We start from the raw sequence: 20,488 nt of genomic DNA, 5'->3' as shown, positions 1-20,488 counted from the left end.
GTGTCCCGTCATGTATATCTCTCGGTTCCTCGGGGAGACAGACTTGAGATAATCTGGTCAGCGGCGGCGGCGAGTACGTGGTCTCGGTCGTCCGCCGACAAGTCGACCCGCAAGCATCTCCATTCGTTCGCGATCTCCTCGAAGATCGTTGCGCTGCGGCTTTGGAGATCCATGTACGAATCGCGCCCGATCGCTCGGCCCGCCGGACCGTAGTGCTCCATCCCGCCCACTTGGCCATACTGCAAAACCCTGCGCTGGTACGCGATCTGGGGATCGGTTCGGACCAGGACGGGTAGGGACCTGTCGGCCTCGGGCCGGAGTATCTCGATGGCGGCCCGCAGTGCCGCGTCGAACTGGGGCCGGGCTGCACTCTGAGGCTCGGTCACAGACATACCCAGCAGGTACAGCTTGACCACCATCTTGATGCCGTGGGTGTCCTCGATAACGGCTCGTCCCGCTTCGAGCTGGGGGCGAATGATTGCTTCCCGGAACGCTATACACCCGGCGGTCTCGGACAGCATCGAGGCGATGAGTCCGGCGGGGTTGTTCTTGACGATGACTGCTGTGTTGAGCAGTTTCTCGAACTCATCGGCTAAAATCTCACCTGCTAGCGGTGGAAACTGCTCTCCGAGAACAGTCCCGTCGTCGAGACCGGCGAAGCCATACAGCGTTCTCAGCGCTCCCTCGTAGAGCGCGGTAACCGTACTCCCCGCGAAGTCGCGCGGTGTCGATTTAAGGAATTGACGACGAGACATGCGGATCGCGTCCACCCCTCGCACTGTCAGCTGCCGTTCGAGTTCGGTTGCAAGCGTGGTCTTGCCGGCACCGTCGATGCCGATGAGCCCCACCGCGCATCCCGGTGCGATCGACTTCGAATTCAACGGACACTCACCTCCCGCTGTTCGCCACTGCCAGCTGATGGCCCCGTGAAGCACCCGTCGCGGTGCGCAAGCAGCACATCACGGAACTCGGTGACACCGAAGTCCGGCCAGAAGCCGGGTACCACACACATAGTGGAATACATTCCGGCCCAAAGCAAGAACCCGGAGGATCGCCGCTCACCCGAGGTCCGGACGATAAGTTCCGGCGCCGGCGACACACCGAGTATTTCCTCCGAGATCGACCGGACACTTATCCGGCCGATTGCCTCTCCCAGCGTCAGTCCACTGGAATCACACCGCGCCAGGATCTGTCGGCACGCATCTACGATCTCTTCGCGGCCTCCGTAACATACCGCCAGATTGATCCGTAAGCCTCCTACGCCTGACGTGCGCTCGACCGCGCGGTCGAGCGCATCCAGCAAAGGCTTGCGAATGACCTCCCGGGAACCTAGGTGCCGGATGCTCCCGATTCCCCGGGAGCCGACCACATCCACAGTTGCCTCGATGATTTTCGCCAGGCAGTCAACCTCTTCCGCGTCACGACGCAGATTGTCGGTCGACATCATCCAGAGAGTGACGGTGTGGATTCCCGCCGCCTCGCACCATGTCAGGATCTCTGGAATCCGGGAGAACCCGGCCAGATGTCCGGCTGAGGCGTTCATCCCGCGTGAGCGGGCCCATCGGCGATTACCGTCGAGAATGAACCCCACATGAGCGGGCACGCGGGGTAGTTCGTCCCGATTCACCACTGTCGAACCGCTTACCGTTGTCACAGTGTCCTCTCCACCCCCCAGACCGGCACCCGTTCGAAGAACGTGACTGCATCATCGTGCCAGCAGTCGCGCCATCCGGCGGCCTCCCGGCACGCCAATTCGGCGTAGCGATGCATTTTCGAGCGCAACTCGCGGTCCACTCGGTGGTGTTGGGCGATGTCGCGAAGGCAGTCGATGTCGGCCGCAGTGCAGTCCGGACGCCCCAGGATCGACTCGATGCGCACCCGCTCAGTCTCCGTCGCCGTAGCCAGCACAGCTCGGATTGCATAGGTACGTCGGCCGTCCCGTACGTCGGCAGTATTCGGCTTCCCGGTCACCCGTTCGTCTCCGAACAGACTCAGGTAATCGTCACACATCTGGCCTGAGATCCCGAACATAAGCGCGTAGCGACGCAATGTCTCAGCATGTTCGACGGGATCCTCACCGGCGACCAGGAGTCCGAGTTGGATCGGCGCGAGTGCCGAAGAGCGGGAAGCCTTGTAATCGGAGACCGAGTTCAGTAACTCTTCGCTCGGGATCTGCGGGAAATCGCGCTCCAGATCGAACATCTGTCCCACGAAGGTGGCAGCTGCTGCTCGTGTCTGCACGTCGACGAGCGCGTGCCGGAGCGCAACTGGCAGTCCAGAGTCCAGGAGAACCTGCAGGGACAGAAATGCGGCAAGGTCACCGGCGAGCAGCGCAAGACCGAGAGCGGTCTGGGGATGCTGGGGGAACTCCTCCCGGTACGCGTAGTACGTCGAAGGTCCGCCACGCCGGGTCGGGGCATCATCGATGATGTCGTCGTGCACGAGCAGGTGGGTCTGCAGCAATTCGATACTGAGCGCCGCCTCGTCGAGCCCGGGCACCGGTTCAGCGGTAACCAGACGAGCAGCTTCGTACAAGAAAGCGACGCGCTGACGCTTACCGCCACGAAGTGAGAGGTGCCCGAGCAGCTCAAGACTCCGTGCTGTGAAGCGGCTCTCAGCAGGTCCGTCAAAGTTTCGTTGGAGATCTTCGAAATATTGTGCGAATACGCGGGAGAAATGGTCTTGATAATCTGCGATCCTGCCCTGCAGCTCGCGGGTTATGCGATCGATATCGCTCGATGTTGACACTTCCGAAGCCTCATCTCGAAATCTGATCTGTATGCGAAATGGCATCGATTACTCTGAGAGCCGCTAGGCGCGAACGCAATCGTACAAATTCGCTGAATTCCAGGCGTCGTTGCCCGTCCGTATGCCGCCTTTCTTCGATCAATTCAGTCTCCGAATCGTCCGCTCGGCTACTACTGACAGTCCGATCTAGCATATCCAGAGCTGCGTAGGAACGGCTCTGCTCGCCGGGTCCTCGCATGAATAATGTGACCGTGTCCGCTTCCATCATGGTCTGATGTATGAGCGAGTATCCCAATGTGTAGCAGGAACCTACCTGTTCACAGGTCACCAACCCCAGCGGCGCCTTCTCTGCAGTGAAACTACCGCTATAAGATACAGACCGACGGCGCCACACATGGGTGTAGGAACCGCGGAGTATATAGGTCGTGAACGAGTATTTATGGTCGTGCGGGATGAGTTCGTTGTTTCCAGGCGAGACGTGCAGACGCAAGTAGATCCCGCGGTCGATATCGCGCCATAGCGTGAGACGATCCATGACAGGGTGGTGGTCCGCATCCGCGAAAAGAACCTCATCTATCGCGACACGGTCGACCAGGTTGGTCAACAGCTCTCGATCAGCTGCCAATTCAGTCAGTACTGACCTGCATTGCGCGTGGGCCAATCTGAGGTCGGTCCAGTCTATGGCGAAACCAGTTCCAAGCCAGTTCCGAATGTAGTCGGACACAGTCGGTTCACCTTCGATCTTCTATTCGGGTAACTCGTCGGTGATGAGATTTCGCCATCGCGCTGCGACATCCAGGTTCCGCAGCGTCGGCAAGACCGCGTCGAATACATCGCCAAACCACCCAGAGAACGGCTCCGTCGCACGTCGTTGCCTTAGGCCGTCTTGATCCACCCGAGCGATGTCCACGACCTCCTCGGGGGCAGGCTTCAGGTCGGCAGTGACGACACCTACAAATAGATGGTTGTACTCGTGTTCAACCAGCCCCGATTGTGGATCTTCATGGCGATATGTGACCGTGCCAGCCTCGGCCAGAACCGCAGGGCACACACCCAGTTCTTCCCGGACCCGGCGAGCGGCCGCAACGAATGGGTGTTCACCAGGAAGTGGATGGCCACAACAGGAATTCGACCACACTCCAGGGAAATGGTACTTGGTCAGCGCCCTGCGCTGCAGAACCATATGCCCGTCACTGTCGAGTAAGAATACAGAGAATGCGCGATGCAACCGCCCTGGAAATCTATGGGCAGCAATCTTCTCGGCGGTACCCAGCGTATTCCCGCTCGAATCAACGAGTTCCAGCAGAATGCCTGCCACATCCGCCGTCGAAGCATGACCCAAGGCACTTATCGCGCCTTCTGAAGTTAACGCCATTCGACCCCCCATATCGAGTTCCCCAAGAACGGAGAGGGACGATCGCCGACAAGCGACGATGCCAGAGAAATGTCGACTCGATACGAGCCAGCCTGACATTTACAGTACCCCACCCTTCCATCACACTACAGATCCCTTACAGCCCGCGCAAGAGAGATCTTCACCGAGATACTTCCTGACGACGGTTGCCGGACTGTGATTCCGCCGCTAGTGTCATGGCATTGGTCGTCAGGGGGACCGGCAAGTAGTCGGCTAACGTTTCGGGAAACCGAGTTCGGTTCAGTTCGGCAGTTATCGCAACTTTGTGCAAGCTCCCTGTCACGTTCCAGGAGTATCGATGACCAGGGGGAATTGAGTATGAGTCCATCGGCAGCTACGCCATCGTCATCAGCGACGCTTGATGCCCGGCTGCAAGCACACCTGGCCTCCCATCGTCTGACACGGAACGATGTCATCGCTCAGGTAGACACTTCGTTCGGACAACCGTTGCTCACGGTAGCCACTGGTTCGGTCCTGGCCGGGTTCGGCAACCCTGGAAGCGATCTGGACATATACTCGGTCGTGCCCGGTGCGGTGGCAGCCGCTCTCCCGCTCACCGCATACGTCAACGCCGCGCTGATCGAGGTTGTTCTCCACGGCGCCGAACCGATCACGAACCGCCATCGAGAACTCGTCTCCGGCCAGTGGCCACCAGCTGACATTGCTCCCGGCGCGATAGCCTCCGCTCGCTTGATCCTCGACAGTCTCAGCAGGTTCGCTCTCGGCCTGCCATTGACCGGTACTCAGGAATGGTTGTCCTGGCAGCGGAAACTTGCCGGTGACATGCCAGGTCGAATCGCCGGCTGGCATGCCGTCGAAGCCGTTCGCAAAAGGGTGTCTGCCCGCGTATTCGCGCCCAGCAAGCCGATCGTCGCCGCCCTGCGCATCGGTGAAGCACTCTGCGCGGCGCTCGAGCGGCATGCCGCGCTGCACGGTGAGTGGTATTTCAAACCCAAATGGCTGGGCGAAAAGCTGCGGCGGCTCGACGATCACTCCGCTCTCGATGCCTACCGCCTGGCAATGTGTCCGCCCGTCATACCTTCAGACGTGCCGGCATATCTGGACAAGACCGGTGAACTGCTCGACCACTTCCTCGCCGACGTCTTCTGCTCCGGCTGGCGTATCAAGGTTACACCTGCCATCGGAACCCAGGGCCATCTCTTTGACGAGACATACCTGATGTCGCGCTGGGGTTTGCGCACGGTCGCGGTACCCGCCGACGGGCCCGCGTGCGCAAACCCCGTGTGGACATACGGGATCGAGGACCAGTGGCACGACGACGTCGCCGACCTTTTCATCGAGGATGTGCTGTGGATGGGAGTCGAGAAGCCGTGAACACCCATTCGAGTCCCGAGCTGCGACGGCATGTCGCTCATGTCAGCCACGGTGCAGTGATGCTGATGATCGGCGCGCAATCGGCTCTCCAAGATATCGACGGCGGCGCCAAAGCTGGCCAGTGGCTGTTGGTCTTGGGGCAAACCCGCTACCTCATCACGATCTGCTGCCAGGCGCGGGGGCTGGAGTTCGGTGCCGAGCCTTACGTCGCCGAGGACGGCGGAGCGCTCGATCCCCATACCCACGTACCGCCGGATATCTGGATAGCAGGCCACCACCTACTCAAGGAAGCAAGCGAGTTCTCCCGCACCGCGCCCGATGCTGAACGTGCACAGTTCTGGCTGGCCCAGATACATGCGTGGGTATCGGAGATCGAGTCCACCCTCAGGCTCCCGGATCCGCTACCTGAACTGCGTTCTCCAGAAGGGATGTTCGGCGCTATCCGGTTGGTTCGCGCCTGGACCGAGCTGACAGATCGACTTGGGCTCCCGCCTCTGCTGCCCACCGACTGGACCAGGCCACTGTAACCGGGCCCTCGCCCAGAACGCCACATCGACCATTGGAGCTACTCGCGCGTGAGACCTGCACTCGAAATCGAGGACCTACGAATGTCTTTCAACGCATGCGACGCCCTCACCGGAGTGACTTTGAACGCCGACCGTGGTGAAGTGCTCGCCGTTATCGGTCCCAACGGAGCGGGGAAGACGACGTTGATATCGATCGTCGCCGGATTGCTCGCCCCGAGCAGCGGCTGCACACGGGTTCTCGGACTGGACGCCACCGGCGAGAGCAAGGCCCTGCGCGGCCGAATCGGACTGGCCGGTCAAGACATCGCGGTGTACCCCGCACACACCGTTGAAGAGAATCTTCGATTCTTCGGTTCGCTCAACGGGCTACGGCGCAGAGAACTCACGGGTGCCGTCGAGGAGTTGCTCGAAGTTCTCCAACTCGGCGACCTTCGAAAAAAGCGAGCGGCGATACTGTCAGGCGGTCAGCGCCGCCGTCTCCACGTCGGCTGTGCACTCGTCTACCGGCCCGACGTCGTCATGCTCGATGAGCCGACCGCGGGAGCGGATCCGGAAACCAGGCAGCAGCTGCTGCGTATCGTGTGCCAGCAGGCCTCGCGCGGATCATTGGTCGTCTACACCACCCATTACCTCGCCGAGGTCGAGGAACTACGTGCCCGAGTAGCGGTTCTCGCCCACGGCCGGATCGTGGCGGAAGGCACCGTCGACCGGCTGATCGCCGATCACGCCGCCAGCGAACTTGCGCTCCGCTTCGAGGGGGCACTGCCTACAGTCGATTGGCCAGGCGCACGGGTGCTCGCCGACACTCTGCTGCTACCGACGTCGAATCCGACCACTGACATCGTGCACGCGCTAGAAGCCGTGGCTGAGCACCGCGAGCAGTTGTGCGGGCTGGAGATCATCCGCGCCGACCTCGAACGTGCCTACTTCAATATTGTCACAGATGGGGGGTGCTCGTGACCCGCGCGCTACTGTTGTCCCGACATGATGCAGCCTGGCTGTGCCGTGAACCCGCTCCGCTGGTCACAGTACTGATCACTCCGGCCCTTCTGGTGCTGTTTATCAAGCCGCTCTACGCCGACGCAGTCACCCGACTCGGGTATCTGCACGGCGATGGGGTCCAACTGGCGGTCCCTGGAGTCGCGGTCATGTTCTCGTTCTTCCTGATCGGGCTGGTCACCGACTCGTACTTCCGCGAGCACGGTCTGCAGACTTGGCAACGTCTGCGCCTGTCGCCGGTGCGGACCTGGGAGGTCCTTCTCGGGAAATCGACGCTGTGTAGCGCACTCTCAGTTACACAGACAGCGTTTCTGTTCGCTCTCGGATGGACGGTGGTCGGCCTGCACATCACCGGTTCGATCCTCGCGCTGGCGACGATGGCACTCGCACTGGCTGCCTGCGTCTCGTCATTCGCCCTTGCGTTGTGCGCCGTGTCAGCCTCTCGGCGGCAGGCATTTGCGGCGGAGCGGGTCGTGACCTTGACCTGGACGCTGGTGGGCGGCGCGTTGGTGCCAACCGATCTCATGCCGGCACTGGTTCAATGGATCGCGAAAGCGACTCCGGTGTACTGGGCGGTCAACGGATTCCGGCAAGTGGTTCTAGATGGGGCCGCCCTGACGGACATCCTCCCGTGTCTGGCGGCGGTTCTCGCCTTCACCGCTGTCTTCACCGCTGTAGCGCTCTGGCGCTTCCCTATGGATCAGGAGCGGCTCCATTGGACTTAGCGCGAACGGAGGGGAGCGTGGATAGGTTGGTTAGGTGACGAAGTCGAGCATCCTGCAGCGGTTCGCATCGTACGGGCTCGTGCGAGACGCCGAGAGCGTGTTGATGGTTCGTATCGGTCCATCATCGAAGGACGACCACGGTCGCTGGATACTGCCTGGTGGGCGAATCGAACACGGTGAGCATCCCCGCGACACTGTTGTCCGTGAATTCAAGGAGGAGACCGGCTATGATGTCGCAGTCGTTCGGCTGCTGGACATCGATGCCGAGCACCGGATGCTGAGCACCGGGCTGGACCTGCATGCCGTCTTCTGCCTTTTCGAGGTCAGAATCACCGGCGGTAAACTGACCCACGTCGGACACAGCGGCGCTGATGCCTCCGCCTGGATTGCAATTGCGGACCTACCCACTCTTCCTGTGCTCCCGCCGGTCAGAGCCGCACTGCACCGGTACATCGGTGATGTCTGAGCGCCTTCTTCGCACGGACTGCTATTGCAACGAAGGCCTTCCCCGATACGATGCCCAGGTTCCCGGTGCCACATCTAACTGCGACGCGAGAATTGATGAGACTTCTGCCCTTGTTCCTACGCCGACCGATGGAGACGATCTACGAGCGTCGGCTCGCCACCACACTGGCCGGGCTACCAAGACCCCGGCACATCGGAATCATGCTCGACGGCAATCGTCGCTGGGCACGAGAGGCTGGCCACGACGATGTCCGCGAGGGATACCGTGTTGGTGGCGCCAAGGTAGCCGAGTTTCTGGAGTGGTGCACCGCCGCCGACATCAGACACGTCACGCTCTTCATGCTCTCCGACGACAACCTCGGCCGCCCACCCACGGAACTTGGGCCTCTGATCGAAATCATCGAAGCGACCGTACGGGACATCACCGGCCCGGATCGCGACTGGGAAGTTCAAGTGATCGGGTCGCTCGACTTGCTCCCCGACAGTGCCGCCCGGGTTCTTACACAAGCCGCCGCAGACACAGTTGAACGCCGCGGTCTCAAGGTCGATGTCGCAGTCGGTTACGGTGGTCGCCGAGAGATCGTGGATGCCGTGAAAAGCGCTTTCCGACAACATATCGCAGCTGGCGGCGACCCGGTCGAACTGATCGAGCAGTTCGATGTCGACGACATCTCCCGGCATCTGTACTCCGCCAGCGGCGACAACACCGACTTCATAATCCGGACCTCTGGCGAGCAGCGGCTCTCGGGGTTCCTATTGTGGCAATCAGCCTATGCCGAAATGCAGTGGATGGACTGTCACTGGCCCGCATTTCGTCGCATCGATTTCCTGCGTGCACTGCGCTCATACGCAGGACGGCAGCGGCGATTCGGCATGTGACGAGTCCTCGCCGTCGACGCCGCCACGCTGGCTGGGATGAGGCGATGTCGGCCTCGCGGACCCATACCAGCGCCTGGTCGACCTGGCCGCGCGCATGGCGCTGGCGGCGGCCAAGGTGCGCGTCGGCGTGGACCGCGGACTGTTCACCACCGGCTCCCCCGACGATGCCGCCCGCGTCGTGGTGTCGATGTGCGCGGCGCTGCCCACCTGGTGGCATCCGGGCGGACGGCTCTCACCCGAGGAGGTCGCCGCCGAATACGTGCGATACGGGCTGAACCTCGTCGGGTACCACACCGGGGAGCCCGCTACAGCTGGCTGACCTGCACCGACATTCCGGGATCGGAAGCCACGGTGAGCGGCGAGGGCTGTGCTCCGCCGGCGATCACATGTGCGCCCAGGGTCGCGATCATCACGCCGTTGTCGGTGCACAGACGCGGCTTGGGCACCCGCAGGGTTATTCCCGCCTCCGCGCAGCGCTGCGCGGCCAGTGACCGGATCCGCGAGTTGGCGGTCGCACCGCCACCGAGAACCAGGGTGTCGACGTCGAGGTCGGTACAGGCCCGGATCGCCTTCATCGTCAGGACGTCCGCGACCGCCTCCTGGAACGAGGCCGCGACGTCGGCCAACGGCACCTGCACGCCGTCACGGGCGCACCGCTCCACATACCGCGCCACCGCCGTCTTGAGTCCGCTGAAGGAGAAGTCGTAGCGGGCGTCCCGGGGCCCGGTCATCCCCCGGGGGAACGCGATCGCCGACCGGTCTCCGTGAACCGCGAGCCGATCGAGTGCCGGACCACCGGGATAGCCGAGGTCGAGCAGCCGGGCCACCTTGTCGAAGGCCTCCCCGGCGGCATCGTCGACGGTGGTGCCGAGTTCGGCGATGGGCCGGGCCAGGTCGGACACGTGCAGCAGGTGGGTGTGCCCGCCCGAGACCAGCAGCGCGACACATTCGGGCATCGGTCCGTGCTCGAGTGTATCGACGGCGACATGCCCGCCGAGATGGTTCATCGCGTACAGCGGCACATCCCAGGCCAACGAATACGCCTTGGCGGCAGCGACGCCCACCAACAGCGCCCCGGCAAGCCCGGGGCCGATGGTCACCGCGATCGCGTCGGGACGGTCGATTCCGGCCGCCTCACGGGCCCGCCGCATCGTCGGCACGATGGCCTCAAGGTGTGCGCGAGAGGCGATCTCGGGCACCACGCCACCGAACCGGGCGTGCTCGTCGACGCTGGAGGCGACCTCGTCGGCAAGCAGTTCGGCCGCACCGCCGGCCCACCGGACGATGCCGACTCCTGTTTCGTCGCAGGAACTCTCGATTCCCATGACGATCATCGTGGGGCCTCCTGGGTGTGTTCGGTCCGGGCGGGCCGGACCATCGTGTACGCGTCGGCACCCGACGGCTGATAGTAGCCGCGACGAATGCCGGCCGTCGCGAATCCGTGGCGTTCGTACAGGCCGATGGCGGTGTGGTTGTCGGTACGGACCTCCAGATACACCGGCGCGCCGGCATCGTCGGCCACCGCGAGCATCGCCCGCAGCAGCGCCAGTCCGTATCCGCGCCCCCGCCGTCCGGGATCGACCGCGATGGTGTGGATCTCGCTTTCGTAGGCGCCCGGTCCGCCCAGCATCGAGATCCCCGCATAACCCATCACCTCGGCGCCGGGGCTCTCGCGTGCGGCGAAATAAGTGTTGTAGGGCGCCTTCATCTCGGCACGGAACGCCGCCTCCGGCCACGGAGAGTCACCGGCGAACATCTGCATCTCCAGCGCCGCGCACCGGGGCGCGTCGGCGAGGGTGAGCCCGTCGATGATCGGGGCCGCCGCCGTCACCGCGGGACCGCCGTGGCCGGACGCTGCCGTTCGACCGCATCCGGGCGCCGGAGATACAGTGGCACAAGAGACTCGGGCACCTCACCGGCCGCGATCGCCGGCACGGCCGCCGTCGCGAGACCGAAGACCGTCGGCACGGACGGGACCTGCTCGTCGACGGTCAGCCCCACCGCCTCGATGTGTGCCGGTGATCCGGCCGCCACATCCACTCCGGCCACCTCGCCGGTCACCGCGGCCGGCGCGGCGACCTGGGGTCCGGCCACCCGCGTGCCGTTCTCGTAGCGGGCCCAGTACACCTCACGCCTGCGCGCGTCGCTGATGACGGCGACCGAACCAACCGAGGGCCGGTCACCGCGCACCTGCGCGGCGATCGCGTCGAGCGAGCACACGCCGTACGCGGGCAGCCCCAGCGCATCGGCGAACGCCGCGGCGGTGGCCAGCCCCACCCGCAGGCCGGTGAACGGTCCGGGGCCGCAGCCCACCACGACGGCGGCCAGCTCCGTTCTCCCGACACCGGATTCCTCCAGCACCTCACCGATCAGGGTGGTCAGCAGTTCGGCGTGCCTGCGGTGATCGGCTACCGACCGGGCAGCGAGCACCGTCACATCCTCGCCGGTGATCGTCGCCACCCCGGTCACCACCGAATCGGTGGCCGTGTCGATCGCGAGAACCCTCATCGTGCCGGTGTCAGTCATGGTAAACCCACCCCCATTGCGCATGGCGCACATCGGAATCCGGATCTCGGCGCAGCCGCACCGACAGGTGCCTGTCGGCCAGCACCTCGGCCACCCCCTCACCCCATTCGACGACCACCACGTCGTCGGTCAGGTCGGTGTCGAGGTCGAGTGCGTCGAGTTCGTCGAGACCGCCGAGCCGGTAGGCGTCCACGTGCACCATTCCGGGCCGGCCGGGGCCGCCCGGGCGGTGTTCGCGGGCGATGATGAACGTCGGCGACGACACCCGTCCCACCACGCCCAGCCCGGCGCCGATACCACGGGCCAGTGCCGTCTTACCGGCGCCGAGCGGCCCGTCGAGGATCACCACGTCGCCGGCGGCCAGACCCGAGGCCAGTTCGCGGCCGAGGGATTCGGTGTCGGCGACATCGGGAAGGTCCCGGCTGTGCCACCGGATGTCCTGATCGTTCACTTCTGTCCTCGCAGCCAGCGTCGTCGTCGCGGCGGGAGCAGTGCCAGCCTGCGGCGCTCCACCAGATCGACGATCGCCTCGTTCACCAATCCCGGGCGTTCGAACTGCACCATGTGTCCGGCGTCCTGGGCCACCACCAGTCGCGAGTCCGTACCGAGATCCGCGTACATCCCCACCGAATTGGCCAGTGGGGTGAGCTGGTCGGCGCTGCCGCACACCACCACGCTGGGCACCTGCGCCAGAACCGGGAAGGCGGTCGACTCGTCGTGGTCCTCCAGCGCGTGCAGGAAGTTGACGAGGGTGTCCAGCGGGGTGTTCTGGATGATCTTCTCCACCGCACGGCCGGCGGCCCGGCTGTGGAAATCCGGCCCGAAACTCGCCGCCACCAGCACCGGTTCGAGCGAGAAGCGGGTGATGCCACGGCCCGACTGGACCAGTCGGGGCGCCCGGCGCACCGACGTGCGGAACGCGCGGACCACCGGGTTGCGCAGCCCCACACCCAGCCCGGCCTCGGTGAGCCCCCGCGAGGCGGTGGCCACCAGTGCCACACCCGAGACGATGCCGTCGGGGCCGAACAGGTGGCCATGTCTGCGCGCCAGCGCCATGAGTGCCATACCGCCCATCGAATGCCCTACCAGCACAACACTTCCCGCCGGTTCTCCCCTGGCCGGGCGGCGTCGCCGGCTGCTGTGCGCGGGGGCGATCGTCCGGATCACCGCCGCGGTGTCGTCGGCGAGCTGATCGATGGTGCAGGTGTCCGCGGGCGCCCGGTCGCTGGTGCCGTGCCCACGATGGTCGAAGAACACCATCCGGATACGTCTGCCCGCCCACCGTTCGGCGAGCTGGAAGCGCTGAAAGTGCCAGCTCGCCATCCGCAGGGTGAAGCCGTGGACGAACAGCACCGTCACATCGGGTTCAATGTCGGTGCCGCCGTCCCACAGGTCGACCGTGCGCACCGACAACGTCAGACCGTCGTCGGTGACGACCGACGACGCCGGATCGTCGTAGATGGCCTTGAAGTCCTCGTCCGCGTACGGGTCCGGGCCGGCGATCCGATCGCGGCGGGTGACCCGCTTGGCCACTCCGCCGGCCGCCTGTCTACCCAGCGCCCCGACATCGGGCAAGCCCGCCAGCAGCCCGGACCTGCTCGGTGTCCTGGGAGCTCCGGAGGTTCCCGCCGACCTATCCATGGGGCTGCTCGCCACTGCCGCCCACATAACGGCGCGCGGTCCGGCCGCGGACGGCCGAGAGGATCTCGTAGTCGATGGTCCCGGTGGCATCGGCCCAGTCGGCCGCGGTGACACCGCCGCGATCTCCCCGCCCGAACAGTTCGGCCAGGTCGCCCTCGGCGACACCGCCACCCTCAGGCCCGAGATCGATGACGAACTGGTCCATGCACACACGACCGATGGCCGGGAACCGCCGCCCGTTGACCAGCACCTCGAACCTGCCCGACATGGTGCGCGGAATGCCGTCGGCGTAACCCGCCGGGATTACCGCGACCACGGTGTCGTGCGGGGCCGTCCAGGTGTGCGAATACGACACCCCCTGCCCCTTCGTCACGCGCTTGACCAGCGAGATCTCGCCGGTCAGCGTCATCGCCGGGATCAGCCCGAAATCGCCGCGGTCGGGCAGCGGGGAGCGGCCGTACAGGGCGATCCCCGGCCGGACCAGGTCGCGGGCCAAGTCCGGGCGCACCAGCGCGGCCGGCGAATTGGCCAGATGAACGACCTGCGGCGCGGTACCGAGCCGAGCCAGATCGGCCGCCGCCGCATCGAGCCGGTCGGCCTGCCGGGAATTGAGCGGGTGGTCGGGCTCGTCGCCGCGCACCAGGTGCGTCATCGCCGCACGCATCGTGATCGACTCCTCGGCGCGCGCCTTGGCCAGCGCCACCGCCATCGAATCCCACTCGTCGACGGCCACGCCACTGCGGTTGAGGCCGGTGTCGACCTTGACGGTCACGGTCGCGGTCACCCCACTGCTCCGGGCGGCGGCGACCACGGCGTCGAGCTGTCGCGGCGAGGACACCGCGATATCGATACCCGCGGCCACCGCCCCGGCGAAATCGGCGCTCGGGGCATGCAGCCAGGAGGTGATGTGGGCGTCGATACCCGCCCGCCGCAACGCCAGTGCCTCGGTGATGTGGGCCACGCCCAGTTCTGCGGCACCGGCACCCAGCGCGGCGCGGGCCACCTCGACCGCGCCGTGCCCGTAGGCATCGGCCTTCACCACCGCGATCACGTCGGTACCCGACGACGCGCGCAGCACCCCGACGTTGTGCGCGATGGCACCGAGGTCAATGGTGGCGGTCAGGGCGGCAGTGCTGGGCGTGGTGGTCATCGCCGACCATTATCCCAGACGCCCACCACCACCCCGATGGATGTATGGGTGCAATTGAGTAGTTGTACCGATCTCACCGTGCATCGCCTCAGTGACACTCAATACCTGCAGGCCAGCGCCTTCCGACCGGAGACGCCGATGTATCAGTATCAACCGCCCACCACGTACCACCCACCGGCCGCACCCGCCCCGGTGCCCAAGCGGTCGCGCATCTGGCTCACCTCGGCCTGGATCAACACCACGCCCGCGCTGGTGCTCGTGGCCTGGGCGATCGACGTCAACCAGTGGTGATGTGCCCGTCCGCGCCGCCGTGCGCGGTGCGCAGGTTCCCGATCACCGGACGTACCGCCGCCAGCAGCGCCGACGCGCCGATCGGGGCCCCTCCGCTCGCCCGGAGCGCCGCCAATGCGTGTACCCGGGCGGCACAGGCCCCCGCGATCTCGGGTTCCAAACCCGCCGCGAGCAGCGATCCGGCGATACCGGTGAGCACGTCACCCGCACCGGCCGTGGCCGCCCACGAGGAGCCCGCGTCGTTGCCGTACACCCGCCCGGCGGGCGTCGCCACAAGCGTGATCCTGCCCTTGAGCAGCACGGTGACCCCCAGGTCGGCGGCCAGCGCCCGTACCGCGGCGGGCCGGTCGGCACCCACGGCCGCCCCCGACAGCCGCGCGAACTCCCCCGCGTGCGGGGTCAGCAGCGTCGGCGCCGTCCGACCGCGCACCAGATCGGGGTCGCGCGCGATGACGGTGAGCCCGTCGGCGTCCACGAGAACCGGCAGATCACCGGCCAGGACGGTGCGCAGGATATCCAGCGCCCGGTCACCGGTGCCCATCCCCGGACCGACCGCCCACGCCTGCACCTTTCCGGCGTCGGCCAGATCGTCGACCGCGACCACCTCGGGATAGTGCGAGACCACCGCCTCGGCCGCCGAACCCACAAAGCGGGTCATGCCCGATGTCGCGGACACCGCGGCCCCCGAGGCGAGGATCGCCGCCCCCGGATACCGCTGCGACCCCGCGACGATGCCGACCACGCCCTGGGTGTACTTGTCGTCGGCCGGGCCGGGCACCGGCCAACGCGCGGCCACCTCTGCGTCGGTGAGCGAGAACAGGCCGTCGGGGGTGTCCGTGGGCGCCATACCGATGTCGACCAGAACGATCCGGCCGCATCGCGGCGCTGCCAGCAGATGCAGGTTGCGGTACGCGCCGAAGGTGACGGTGATCGCCGCCCGCACCGACCGATCGTGCACCACCCCGGTGTCGGCGTCGATACCCGAGGGCAGGTCGACAGCGACGATCGGTACGGTGACACCGGCGAACACCGCTGCCGCCGCCGGCCGCAGCGGACCGGTCCCACCGATGCCGACCACGGCGTCGATCACCAGGTCGACGGTATCCGGTAGGGCGCCGGTGATCCGGCCGCCGGCACCGCGGAAGGCGGCCAGGCCACCGCTGTGCGTCGTGTCGGGGGCGAGCAGCACCGCCGAGCAGCGCACCCCACGCCGGGCCAGGATCGCGCCCGCGTAGAGCGCGTCGCCTCCGTTATTGCCGGCGCCGATCACCAGACCGACCGCCCGCCCGTAGCAGCCGCCGGTACCGGTGAGCTCACCGAGCACCACCCGCGCCACCCCGGCCGCCGCCCGCCGCATCAACGTCCCGTTGGCCAGCAGATCCCCGGTGGCGTGTTCGGCCGCCCGGACCGCATCGGCGGTCAAATACTGAATCGGCATCGTCACCCCTCGGAAACTGTTGCGCGCGAGCCCTTTTCCGCTACTTACTCCACCGTGACCGATTTGGCCAGATTGCGCGGCTTGTCGACGTCGTAGCCACGTGCCTGCGCGACGGTCGCGGCGAACACCTGCAACGGCACCGTCGACACCAGCGGCTGCAGCAGGGTGGGCACCGCCGGGATGGCCACGAAATGATCGGCGACCGCGCGGGCCGCGGCATCGGTCTCCTCCGAGATGACGATGGTGGTGGCACCGCGCGCCTGGATCTCGCGGATGTTGCTCACCATCTTCGAGTGCAGCAACGCCCGGCCCGAATGCTGCGGCATCACGATGATCACCGGCAGACCCTCCTCGATGAGCGCGATCGGACCGTGCTTGAGTTCGCCGGCCGCGAAACCCTCGGCATGCATGTAGGCGAGCTCTTTGAGCTTGAGCGCACCTTCGAGTGCGACCGGATAACCCACATGCCGTCCGATGAACAGGACGGTGGAGTGGTGGGCCAGCGATCGGGCCAGCTCACGCACCGGATCCATGGCCGACAGCACCTGCTGGACCGACGCCGGCATCGCCTCCAGCTCATGGAACTCGCGAGCCACCTCGTCGGAGTATTTGGTGCCACGGGCCTGCGCCAATGCCAGACCCACCAGATAGGCGGCGGCGATCTGCGCGAGGAAACACTTGGTGGAGGCGACCCCGATCTCGGGTCCGGCATGGGTGTAGAGCACCGCATCGGACTCGCGGGGGATCTGCGCGCCGTTGGTATTGCAGATGGCCAGCACGCGGGCCTTCTGATCCTTGGCATGCCGGACCGCTTCGAGGGTGTCGGCGGTCTCCCCCGACTGGGAGATCGCCACCACCAGCGTCGACCGGTCGAGGACGGGATCGCGGTAGCGGAACTCGCTGGCCAGTTCCACCTCGACCGGCAGCCGCGTCCAGTGCTCGATGGCGTACTTGGCGAGCAGACCCGCGTGGTACGCGGTTCCGCAGGCCACCACGAACACCTTGTCCACATCGCGCAGCTCGTCGTCGGTGAGCCGCTGCTCGTCGAGCACGATGCGCCCGTTCTCGAAGTGTCCGAGCAGCGTGTCGGCGATGGCGGCCGGCTGCTCGGCGATCTCCTTGAGCATGAAGAAGTCGAAGCCGCCCTTTTCCGCGGCATTCAGGTCCCAATCGATATGGAACGGTTTGCCCTCTCGCGCCTCACCGTTGAAATCGGTGATCTCGTACGAGTCGGCGGTGATCACCACCACCTCGTCGTGGCCGAGTTCGACCGCGTCGCGGGTGTGCTCGATGAATGCGGTCACATCCGAACCGACGAACATCTCGCCGTCGCCGACGCCCACCACGAGCGGCGTGGAGCGGCGGGCCGCGACGATGGTGCCGGGATGATCGGCATGGGTGAACACCAGCGTGAACGCGCCTTCGAGGCGACGCAGCGTGGAGTACGCGCTGGCGACGAAATTCCCGGCGGCCTCCCCCGAGGCATACTCGCGCTCGATCAGGTGCACGGCGGTCTCGGTGTCGGTGTCGGAGGAGAACTCGATGCCCAGGTTCTCCAGCTCGTCACGCAGCGGCGCGTAGTTCTCGATGATGCCGTTGTGGACGACGGCGATCTTCTTGTCGGTGCTGACATGCGGATGCGCGTTGCGGTCGGTGGGCTGACCGTGGGTGGCCCAGCGGGTATGTCCCATCCCGGTGGTGCCGCTCAGCGCGTCACGGCCCACCGCGGCGATCTGCTTGTCGAGATTCTCCAGGCGGCCGGCCTTCTTCTCGACTGTGGTGTGCCCGTGACCGTCGACGATCGCCACGCCCGCCGAGTCGTAACCCCGGTACTCCATGCGGCGCAAAGCCTCGACCACGATGTCCAGCGCATCGCGCCGCCCCACATATCCGACGATTCCACACATAGCTCATCAGACTACCTGCGTGGCGCCCTGCCGCCGGGTACCGACCACACTCTCAGGACGCAATCGCGGGGTCCGTCTTTTTCTTCGGCGGGGTCGCGCCCAGCAGTGTCGATATCGGGTCGAGCAGGTCGGGTGTGTCGTCGAGATCGAGTGTGGTGAATGCGCCGAGAACGACCTCCGGATCGGAGAACGCCTGGTACTCCAGGTCACCGGTCAGCGAATGCAGCAGATACCCGGCCAGCAACGCCCGCACCTGCGAATGCACCTTGCGGTCGGCGCCGTTGAACCCGAGCAGCCGTCCGGGGCCGAACTTCTCGACCAGGGCGGCCGACGCACCGCCGGCCAGAGTGCGCAACACCACATCCCCGCCGTAGGCCGCGGCCAGCGGTAGCGGGTTGGCGTGCACGCCGTCGAGGATGGAGCCACCGATCACCAGGCCCTGGGCGGTCACCGTCTCCGCCGCCGGCAACAACGTCGCGGTGGTGGGCGCGGGGAACACCGCGGCCACCGACCGCACCGGCCGCGGCGCCTGCCCGTGCAGGATCGCGGTCGACGCCGCCAGCACCGCCGCCGACGCGCCCAGGCCGTCACCGGCGTATCCGACCCGCTCCGCGTCGACCTTGACCGCCCCGAACCCCAACGGCACGTGCGAGACCACGTCCAGCGCCGATCGCAGCGCCGCCGCAAGTGCGGTATCGGAGGCCAGCACACCCCGCTCGGCGTCGGGTGCGGCCACCACAATCCCCCATGAGGCCAAGTGGTACAGCAGATCCCGGTAGCGGCCACTGTCGGCCAACCACGAATGCCCGAACGCTATCGCCGGCCACCTGTCGCTGTCGCGTGTGCGGGCCGGCAGCCACGTCTGCGACGACGGCGCGAACACCTGCCCCGGCATCCCGACGATGCCCAGATCGCCGCGCAGCACCCGATACGGCCCACGGATCGCCAACCGCGCCATCAATTCCTTGGGCGATTCCGACGGCTTCTTCGCTTTTCCGAACACGACTGCCAGCCTAGCCGCTACCTGCGGGAAGCAGCACCGAAGACGCCACATGACATCGCGTTCGGCGACGCCGGCCGCCGGGTCCGGGCGACGCCGTCAGCGGCGCCGCGTGTGGGGACTGCCCGATGCGAGGTCGGCGGGCAGCAGGATGCGCGGGTTCTCGACGTCGGCGAGGTCGGCTTCGCGCTGCAACCGGTCACGGGTGGCAGACTCCGCCGCCGACGACCGCCGGACCGTCCGCGCGAGCCCCGCCCGGCGATCGGCGTAGGCGCCGATCGCCGCCGTCACCGCCTCGGTGGAACCTCGCCCGATCTCGTCGATCGCACCGGCGACCCTCATTCATCACCGGCCAGCGCCAGATATCCCGAACCGTTGTCCGGCGGGGCCTGCGGTGCGCCGCCGGCCAGATCGTCGGTGGCGGTGACCAGCACCCGCAGCATTTCGGCGATACCGTCGTCGGTGGCGTCGGCCGCGGTGTCGAACAGGGTGACCCGTGCGGCGATGTCGTCGGCCAGCAGCGACGGTGACACCACGCCCGTGCGGATCGCCTCGGCCGCGCCGTGGGCGGGGACTCCGCAGACCAACGGTTCACCGACCTTGTCGACGGCCCGGTACCAGGTGGTCAGCAGCTGCTCGATGCCCGAGGCCGCGGCCACCGTCGCCTCCGCCCAATCACGCAACACGATGAGGTCGGCGTCCACCCGGTCGCCGTGCGCGGTCACCGCACGGCCCACGGCGTCGCCCACCTGTGGCCACGCCTGCCGCAAGGACACCGATCGGCCCGGGATCGAGACGGCGAGCGAGGCCAGGCCGTGATGCGACCCGGCCAGCACGAAGGCATCGGCCGCCAGGGCCGACACATCGACCCGATCGATCCGGTCAAAACGCCTGCGAACCTCGGCCTCACCCGGAACCGTTGTGCCGCAGTCGCGCCCGACACTCAGAAGGGTGCAGAACGAATCCAGACTCCGACCGGACCGCGAACGCATCGCGACCAGCGCCGCCTCGGACGTCCTCATGGCGTCGGCCACGACAGGGCGATCCGGGCGTCGGTGCCCTCGATCAAGGACAGCCCCCGGTCGAGGTCGTCGGCGAGGGACTCGGCGTCACTTCCGTCGGTGCGCAGATTCTCCGACATCCTGCGCGCCATGGCCGAGAACCGCTCGCGCAGCAGCAGCGCATCGGCGCCGGTGCCCCACGCGGCGAATTCGTGCGTGGCCAGATCAGTTGACACCGAACCCGATACGGCCGCGAATCCCCGGTAGAAGGTGATCGTCTCGCGCACCCGGCCCACATCGACACGCATTTCCCCGTCGGCCATCGCCGCCCCCTCCCCTTGCCAGGTGAGTGTAGCGGGGGTCACCGCATGTGGGGAGAGTCCGATCGGACACTGTGCACAACACGAACCGCCGACAATCGCGAATCCCAGACAATCGCGAA

25 protein-coding genes are annotated in these 20,488 nt (G+C 66.2%); 8 read left to right on the top strand and 17 right to left on the bottom strand.

What is annotated here, in order from left to right; translation table 11 throughout:
• Positions 1-8 precede the first annotated feature (8 nt).
• The 5 genes from GII31_RS06890 to idi are packed head-to-tail and all read right to left on the bottom strand — an operon-like array spanning position 9 to position 4,123.
• Entirely contained in the window at positions 9-848 is an 840-nt protein-coding gene (locus GII31_RS06890; protein WP_260840356.1) for a hypothetical protein, read from the bottom strand.
• Between the two features lie 29 nt (positions 849-877).
• The gene (uppS, locus tag GII31_RS06885) at positions 878-1,591 is read right to left on the bottom strand and encodes a polyprenyl diphosphate synthase (protein WP_260840493.1); all 714 of its coding nucleotides are present in this window, start codon (positions 1,589-1,591) and stop codon (positions 878-880) included.
• A gap of 59 nt (positions 1,592-1,650) precedes the next feature.
• A complete protein-coding gene (locus GII31_RS06880; RefSeq protein WP_213247997.1) occupies positions 1,651-2,748 on the bottom strand; it encodes a polyprenyl synthetase family protein in 1,098 nt (365 codons plus the stop codon).
• Between the two features lie 10 nt (positions 2,749-2,758).
• A complete protein-coding gene (locus GII31_RS06875; RefSeq protein WP_213247995.1) occupies positions 2,759-3,472 on the bottom strand; it encodes a hypothetical protein in 714 nt (237 codons plus the stop codon).
• Between the two features lie 21 nt (positions 3,473-3,493).
• Entirely contained in the window at positions 3,494-4,123 is a 630-nt protein-coding gene (gene idi / locus GII31_RS06870) for an isopentenyl-diphosphate Delta-isomerase (RefSeq protein WP_246222138.1), read from the bottom strand.
• Between the two features lie 357 nt (positions 4,124-4,480).
• Between idi and GII31_RS06865 the strand changes: the two genes are divergently transcribed.
• The 7 genes from GII31_RS06865 (at position 4,481) to GII31_RS06835 (ending at position 9,411) form a co-directional block, all read left to right on the top strand.
• Positions 4,481-5,497: a hypothetical protein gene (locus GII31_RS06865; RefSeq protein WP_213247993.1), complete on the top strand. Its 1,017-nt coding sequence runs from the start codon at positions 4,481-4,483 to the stop codon at positions 5,495-5,497.
• Entirely contained in the window at positions 5,494-6,024 is a 531-nt protein-coding gene (locus GII31_RS06860) for a hypothetical protein (protein WP_260840355.1), read from the top strand. Before GII31_RS06865 ends, GII31_RS06860 begins: the two co-directional genes overlap by 4 nt.
• Positions 6,025-6,105: 81 nt before the next feature.
• On the top strand, positions 6,106-6,984 hold the full coding sequence (locus GII31_RS06855; protein WP_213247989.1) for an ABC transporter ATP-binding protein: 879 nt from the start codon (positions 6,106-6,108) through the stop codon (positions 6,982-6,984).
• Positions 6,975-7,748, top strand: coding sequence for an ABC transporter permease (locus GII31_RS06850; RefSeq protein WP_213247987.1), 774 nt, complete (start codon positions 6,975-6,977; stop codon positions 7,746-7,748). The genes GII31_RS06855 and GII31_RS06850 overlap by 10 nt, the downstream gene beginning before the upstream one ends.
• A 79-nt stretch (positions 7,749-7,827) precedes the next feature.
• The gene (locus GII31_RS06845; protein ID WP_213247985.1) at positions 7,828-8,214 is read left to right on the top strand and encodes an NUDIX hydrolase; all 387 of its coding nucleotides are present in this window, start codon (positions 7,828-7,830) and stop codon (positions 8,212-8,214) included.
• Between the two features lie 95 nt (positions 8,215-8,309).
• Positions 8,310-9,092, top strand: coding sequence for an isoprenyl transferase (locus GII31_RS06840; RefSeq protein ID WP_260840354.1), 783 nt, complete (start codon positions 8,310-8,312; stop codon positions 9,090-9,092).
• Positions 9,093-9,186: 94 nt separating this feature from the next.
• Complete coding sequence (locus GII31_RS06835) at positions 9,187-9,411, top strand: hypothetical protein (RefSeq protein WP_246222137.1); 225 nt, start codon at positions 9,187-9,189, stop codon at positions 9,409-9,411.
• Here the strand turns inward: GII31_RS06835 and tsaD are convergent.
• The 6 genes from tsaD to alr are packed head-to-tail and all read right to left on the bottom strand — an operon-like array spanning position 9,398 to position 14,409.
• Entirely contained in the window at positions 9,398-10,426 is a 1,029-nt protein-coding gene (gene tsaD / locus GII31_RS06830) for a tRNA (adenosine(37)-N6)-threonylcarbamoyltransferase complex transferase subunit TsaD (protein ID WP_213247981.1), read from the bottom strand. The two genes, GII31_RS06835 and tsaD, sit on opposite strands and share 14 nt — an antisense overlap.
• Complete coding sequence (gene rimI, locus GII31_RS06825; protein ID WP_213247979.1) at positions 10,423-10,923, bottom strand: ribosomal protein S18-alanine N-acetyltransferase; 501 nt, start codon at positions 10,921-10,923, stop codon at positions 10,423-10,425. Before rimI ends, tsaD begins: the two co-directional genes overlap by 4 nt.
• On the bottom strand, positions 10,920-11,618 hold the full coding sequence (gene tsaB / locus GII31_RS06820) for a tRNA (adenosine(37)-N6)-threonylcarbamoyltransferase complex dimerization subunit type 1 TsaB (RefSeq protein ID WP_213247977.1): 699 nt from the start codon (positions 11,616-11,618) through the stop codon (positions 10,920-10,922). Before tsaB ends, rimI begins: the two co-directional genes overlap by 4 nt.
• Positions 11,611-12,069, bottom strand: coding sequence for a tRNA (adenosine(37)-N6)-threonylcarbamoyltransferase complex ATPase subunit type 1 TsaE (tsaE, locus tag GII31_RS06815; protein WP_246222136.1), 459 nt, complete (start codon positions 12,067-12,069; stop codon positions 11,611-11,613). Before tsaE ends, tsaB begins: the two co-directional genes overlap by 8 nt.
• Positions 12,066-13,259 carry an alpha/beta fold hydrolase gene (locus GII31_RS06810; RefSeq protein WP_213249964.1) on the bottom strand — a complete coding sequence of 398 codons (1,194 nt, stop codon included), beginning with the start codon at positions 13,257-13,259 and terminating at the stop codon, positions 12,066-12,068. Before GII31_RS06810 ends, tsaE begins: the two co-directional genes overlap by 4 nt.
• The gene (gene alr / locus GII31_RS06805; protein WP_213247975.1) at positions 13,252-14,409 is read right to left on the bottom strand and encodes an alanine racemase; all 1,158 of its coding nucleotides are present in this window, start codon (positions 14,407-14,409) and stop codon (positions 13,252-13,254) included. The genes GII31_RS06810 and alr overlap by 8 nt, the downstream gene beginning before the upstream one ends.
• Before the next feature lie 138 nt (positions 14,410-14,547).
• On the opposite strand from alr, the gene GII31_RS06800 reads away from it, so the two are divergent.
• The gene (locus tag GII31_RS06800; RefSeq protein WP_213247973.1) at positions 14,548-14,700 is read left to right on the top strand and encodes a hypothetical protein; all 153 of its coding nucleotides are present in this window, start codon (positions 14,548-14,550) and stop codon (positions 14,698-14,700) included.
• Here the strand turns inward: GII31_RS06800 and GII31_RS06795 are convergent.
• From GII31_RS06795 to GII31_RS06770, 6 genes are all read right to left on the bottom strand, one after another.
• Positions 14,687-16,138, bottom strand: a complete 1,452-nt coding sequence (locus GII31_RS06795; RefSeq protein WP_213247971.1) for an NAD(P)H-hydrate dehydratase — start codon at positions 16,136-16,138, stop codon at positions 14,687-14,689. The genes GII31_RS06800 and GII31_RS06795 overlap by 14 nt on opposite strands.
• 44 nt (positions 16,139-16,182) lie before the next feature.
• Positions 16,183-18,045 carry a glutamine--fructose-6-phosphate transaminase (isomerizing) gene (glmS, locus tag GII31_RS06790; RefSeq protein WP_213247969.1) on the bottom strand — a complete coding sequence of 621 codons (1,863 nt, stop codon included), beginning with the start codon at positions 18,043-18,045 and terminating at the stop codon, positions 16,183-16,185.
• 52 nt (positions 18,046-18,097) lie between these two features.
• Positions 18,098-19,048 (bottom strand): dienelactone hydrolase family protein, encoded by a 951-nt coding sequence (locus GII31_RS06785; RefSeq protein WP_213247967.1) that lies wholly within the window; start codon positions 19,046-19,048, stop codon positions 18,098-18,100.
• Between the two features lie 96 nt (positions 19,049-19,144).
• On the bottom strand, positions 19,145-19,387 hold the full coding sequence (locus GII31_RS06780; protein ID WP_213247966.1) for a hypothetical protein: 243 nt from the start codon (positions 19,385-19,387) through the stop codon (positions 19,145-19,147).
• Complete coding sequence (locus GII31_RS06775) at positions 19,384-20,067, bottom strand: hypothetical protein (RefSeq protein WP_260840353.1); 684 nt, start codon at positions 20,065-20,067, stop codon at positions 19,384-19,386. Before GII31_RS06775 ends, GII31_RS06780 begins: the two co-directional genes overlap by 4 nt.
• Positions 20,064-20,369 (bottom strand): hypothetical protein, encoded by a 306-nt coding sequence (locus tag GII31_RS06770; protein WP_213247962.1) that lies wholly within the window; start codon positions 20,367-20,369, stop codon positions 20,064-20,066. Before GII31_RS06770 ends, GII31_RS06775 begins: the two co-directional genes overlap by 4 nt.
• Positions 20,370-20,488 lie beyond the last annotated feature (119 nt).

Source organism: Gordonia pseudamarae (assembly GCF_025273675.1).
GTDB lineage: Bacteria > Actinomycetota > Actinomycetes > Mycobacteriales > Mycobacteriaceae > Gordonia > Gordonia pseudamarae.
This window is presented reverse-complemented; position numbering and strand designations above follow the sequence as displayed.

Coding starts and splice junctions, on each gene's coding strand:
- GII31_RS06795 (WP_213247971.1), bottom strand. CDS start 16,138: ATGCCGATTCAGTATTTGACCGCCGATGCGGTCCGGGCGGCCGAACAC.
- GII31_RS06770 (WP_213247962.1), bottom strand. CDS start 20,369: ATGGCCGACGGGGAAATGCGTGTCGATGTGGGCCGGGTGCGCGAGACG.
- GII31_RS06865 (WP_213247993.1), top strand. CDS start 4,481: ATGAGTCCATCGGCAGCTACGCCATCGTCATCAGCGACGCTTGATGCC.
- tsaD (WP_213247981.1), bottom strand. CDS start 10,426: ATGATCGTCATGGGAATCGAGAGTTCCTGCGACGAAACAGGAGTCGGC.
- GII31_RS06855 (WP_213247989.1), top strand. CDS start 6,106: ATGTCTTTCAACGCATGCGACGCCCTCACCGGAGTGACTTTGAACGCC.
- GII31_RS06800 (WP_213247973.1), top strand. CDS start 14,548: ATGTATCAGTATCAACCGCCCACCACGTACCACCCACCGGCCGCACCC.
- GII31_RS06775 (WP_260840353.1), bottom strand. CDS start 20,067: ATGAGGACGTCCGAGGCGGCGCTGGTCGCGATGCGTTCGCGGTCCGGT.
- alr (WP_213247975.1), bottom strand. CDS start 14,409: ATGACCACCACGCCCAGCACTGCCGCCCTGACCGCCACCATTGACCTC.
- GII31_RS06835 (WP_246222137.1), top strand. CDS start 9,187: ATGGCGCTGGCGGCGGCCAAGGTGCGCGTCGGCGTGGACCGCGGACTG.
- tsaB (WP_213247977.1), bottom strand. CDS start 11,618: ATGACTGACACCGGCACGATGAGGGTTCTCGCGATCGACACGGCCACC.
- glmS (WP_213247969.1), bottom strand. CDS start 18,045: ATGTGTGGAATCGTCGGATATGTGGGGCGGCGCGATGCGCTGGACATC.
- idi (WP_246222138.1), bottom strand. CDS start 4,123: ATGGCGTTAACTTCAGAAGGCGCGATAAGTGCCTTGGGTCATGCTTCG.
- GII31_RS06840 (WP_260840354.1), top strand. CDS start 8,310: ATGAGACTTCTGCCCTTGTTCCTACGCCGACCGATGGAGACGATCTAC.
- GII31_RS06810 (WP_213249964.1), bottom strand. CDS start 13,259: ATGGATAGGTCGGCGGGAACCTCCGGAGCTCCCAGGACACCGAGCAGG.
- GII31_RS06780 (WP_213247966.1), bottom strand. CDS start 19,387: ATGAGGGTCGCCGGTGCGATCGACGAGATCGGGCGAGGTTCCACCGAG.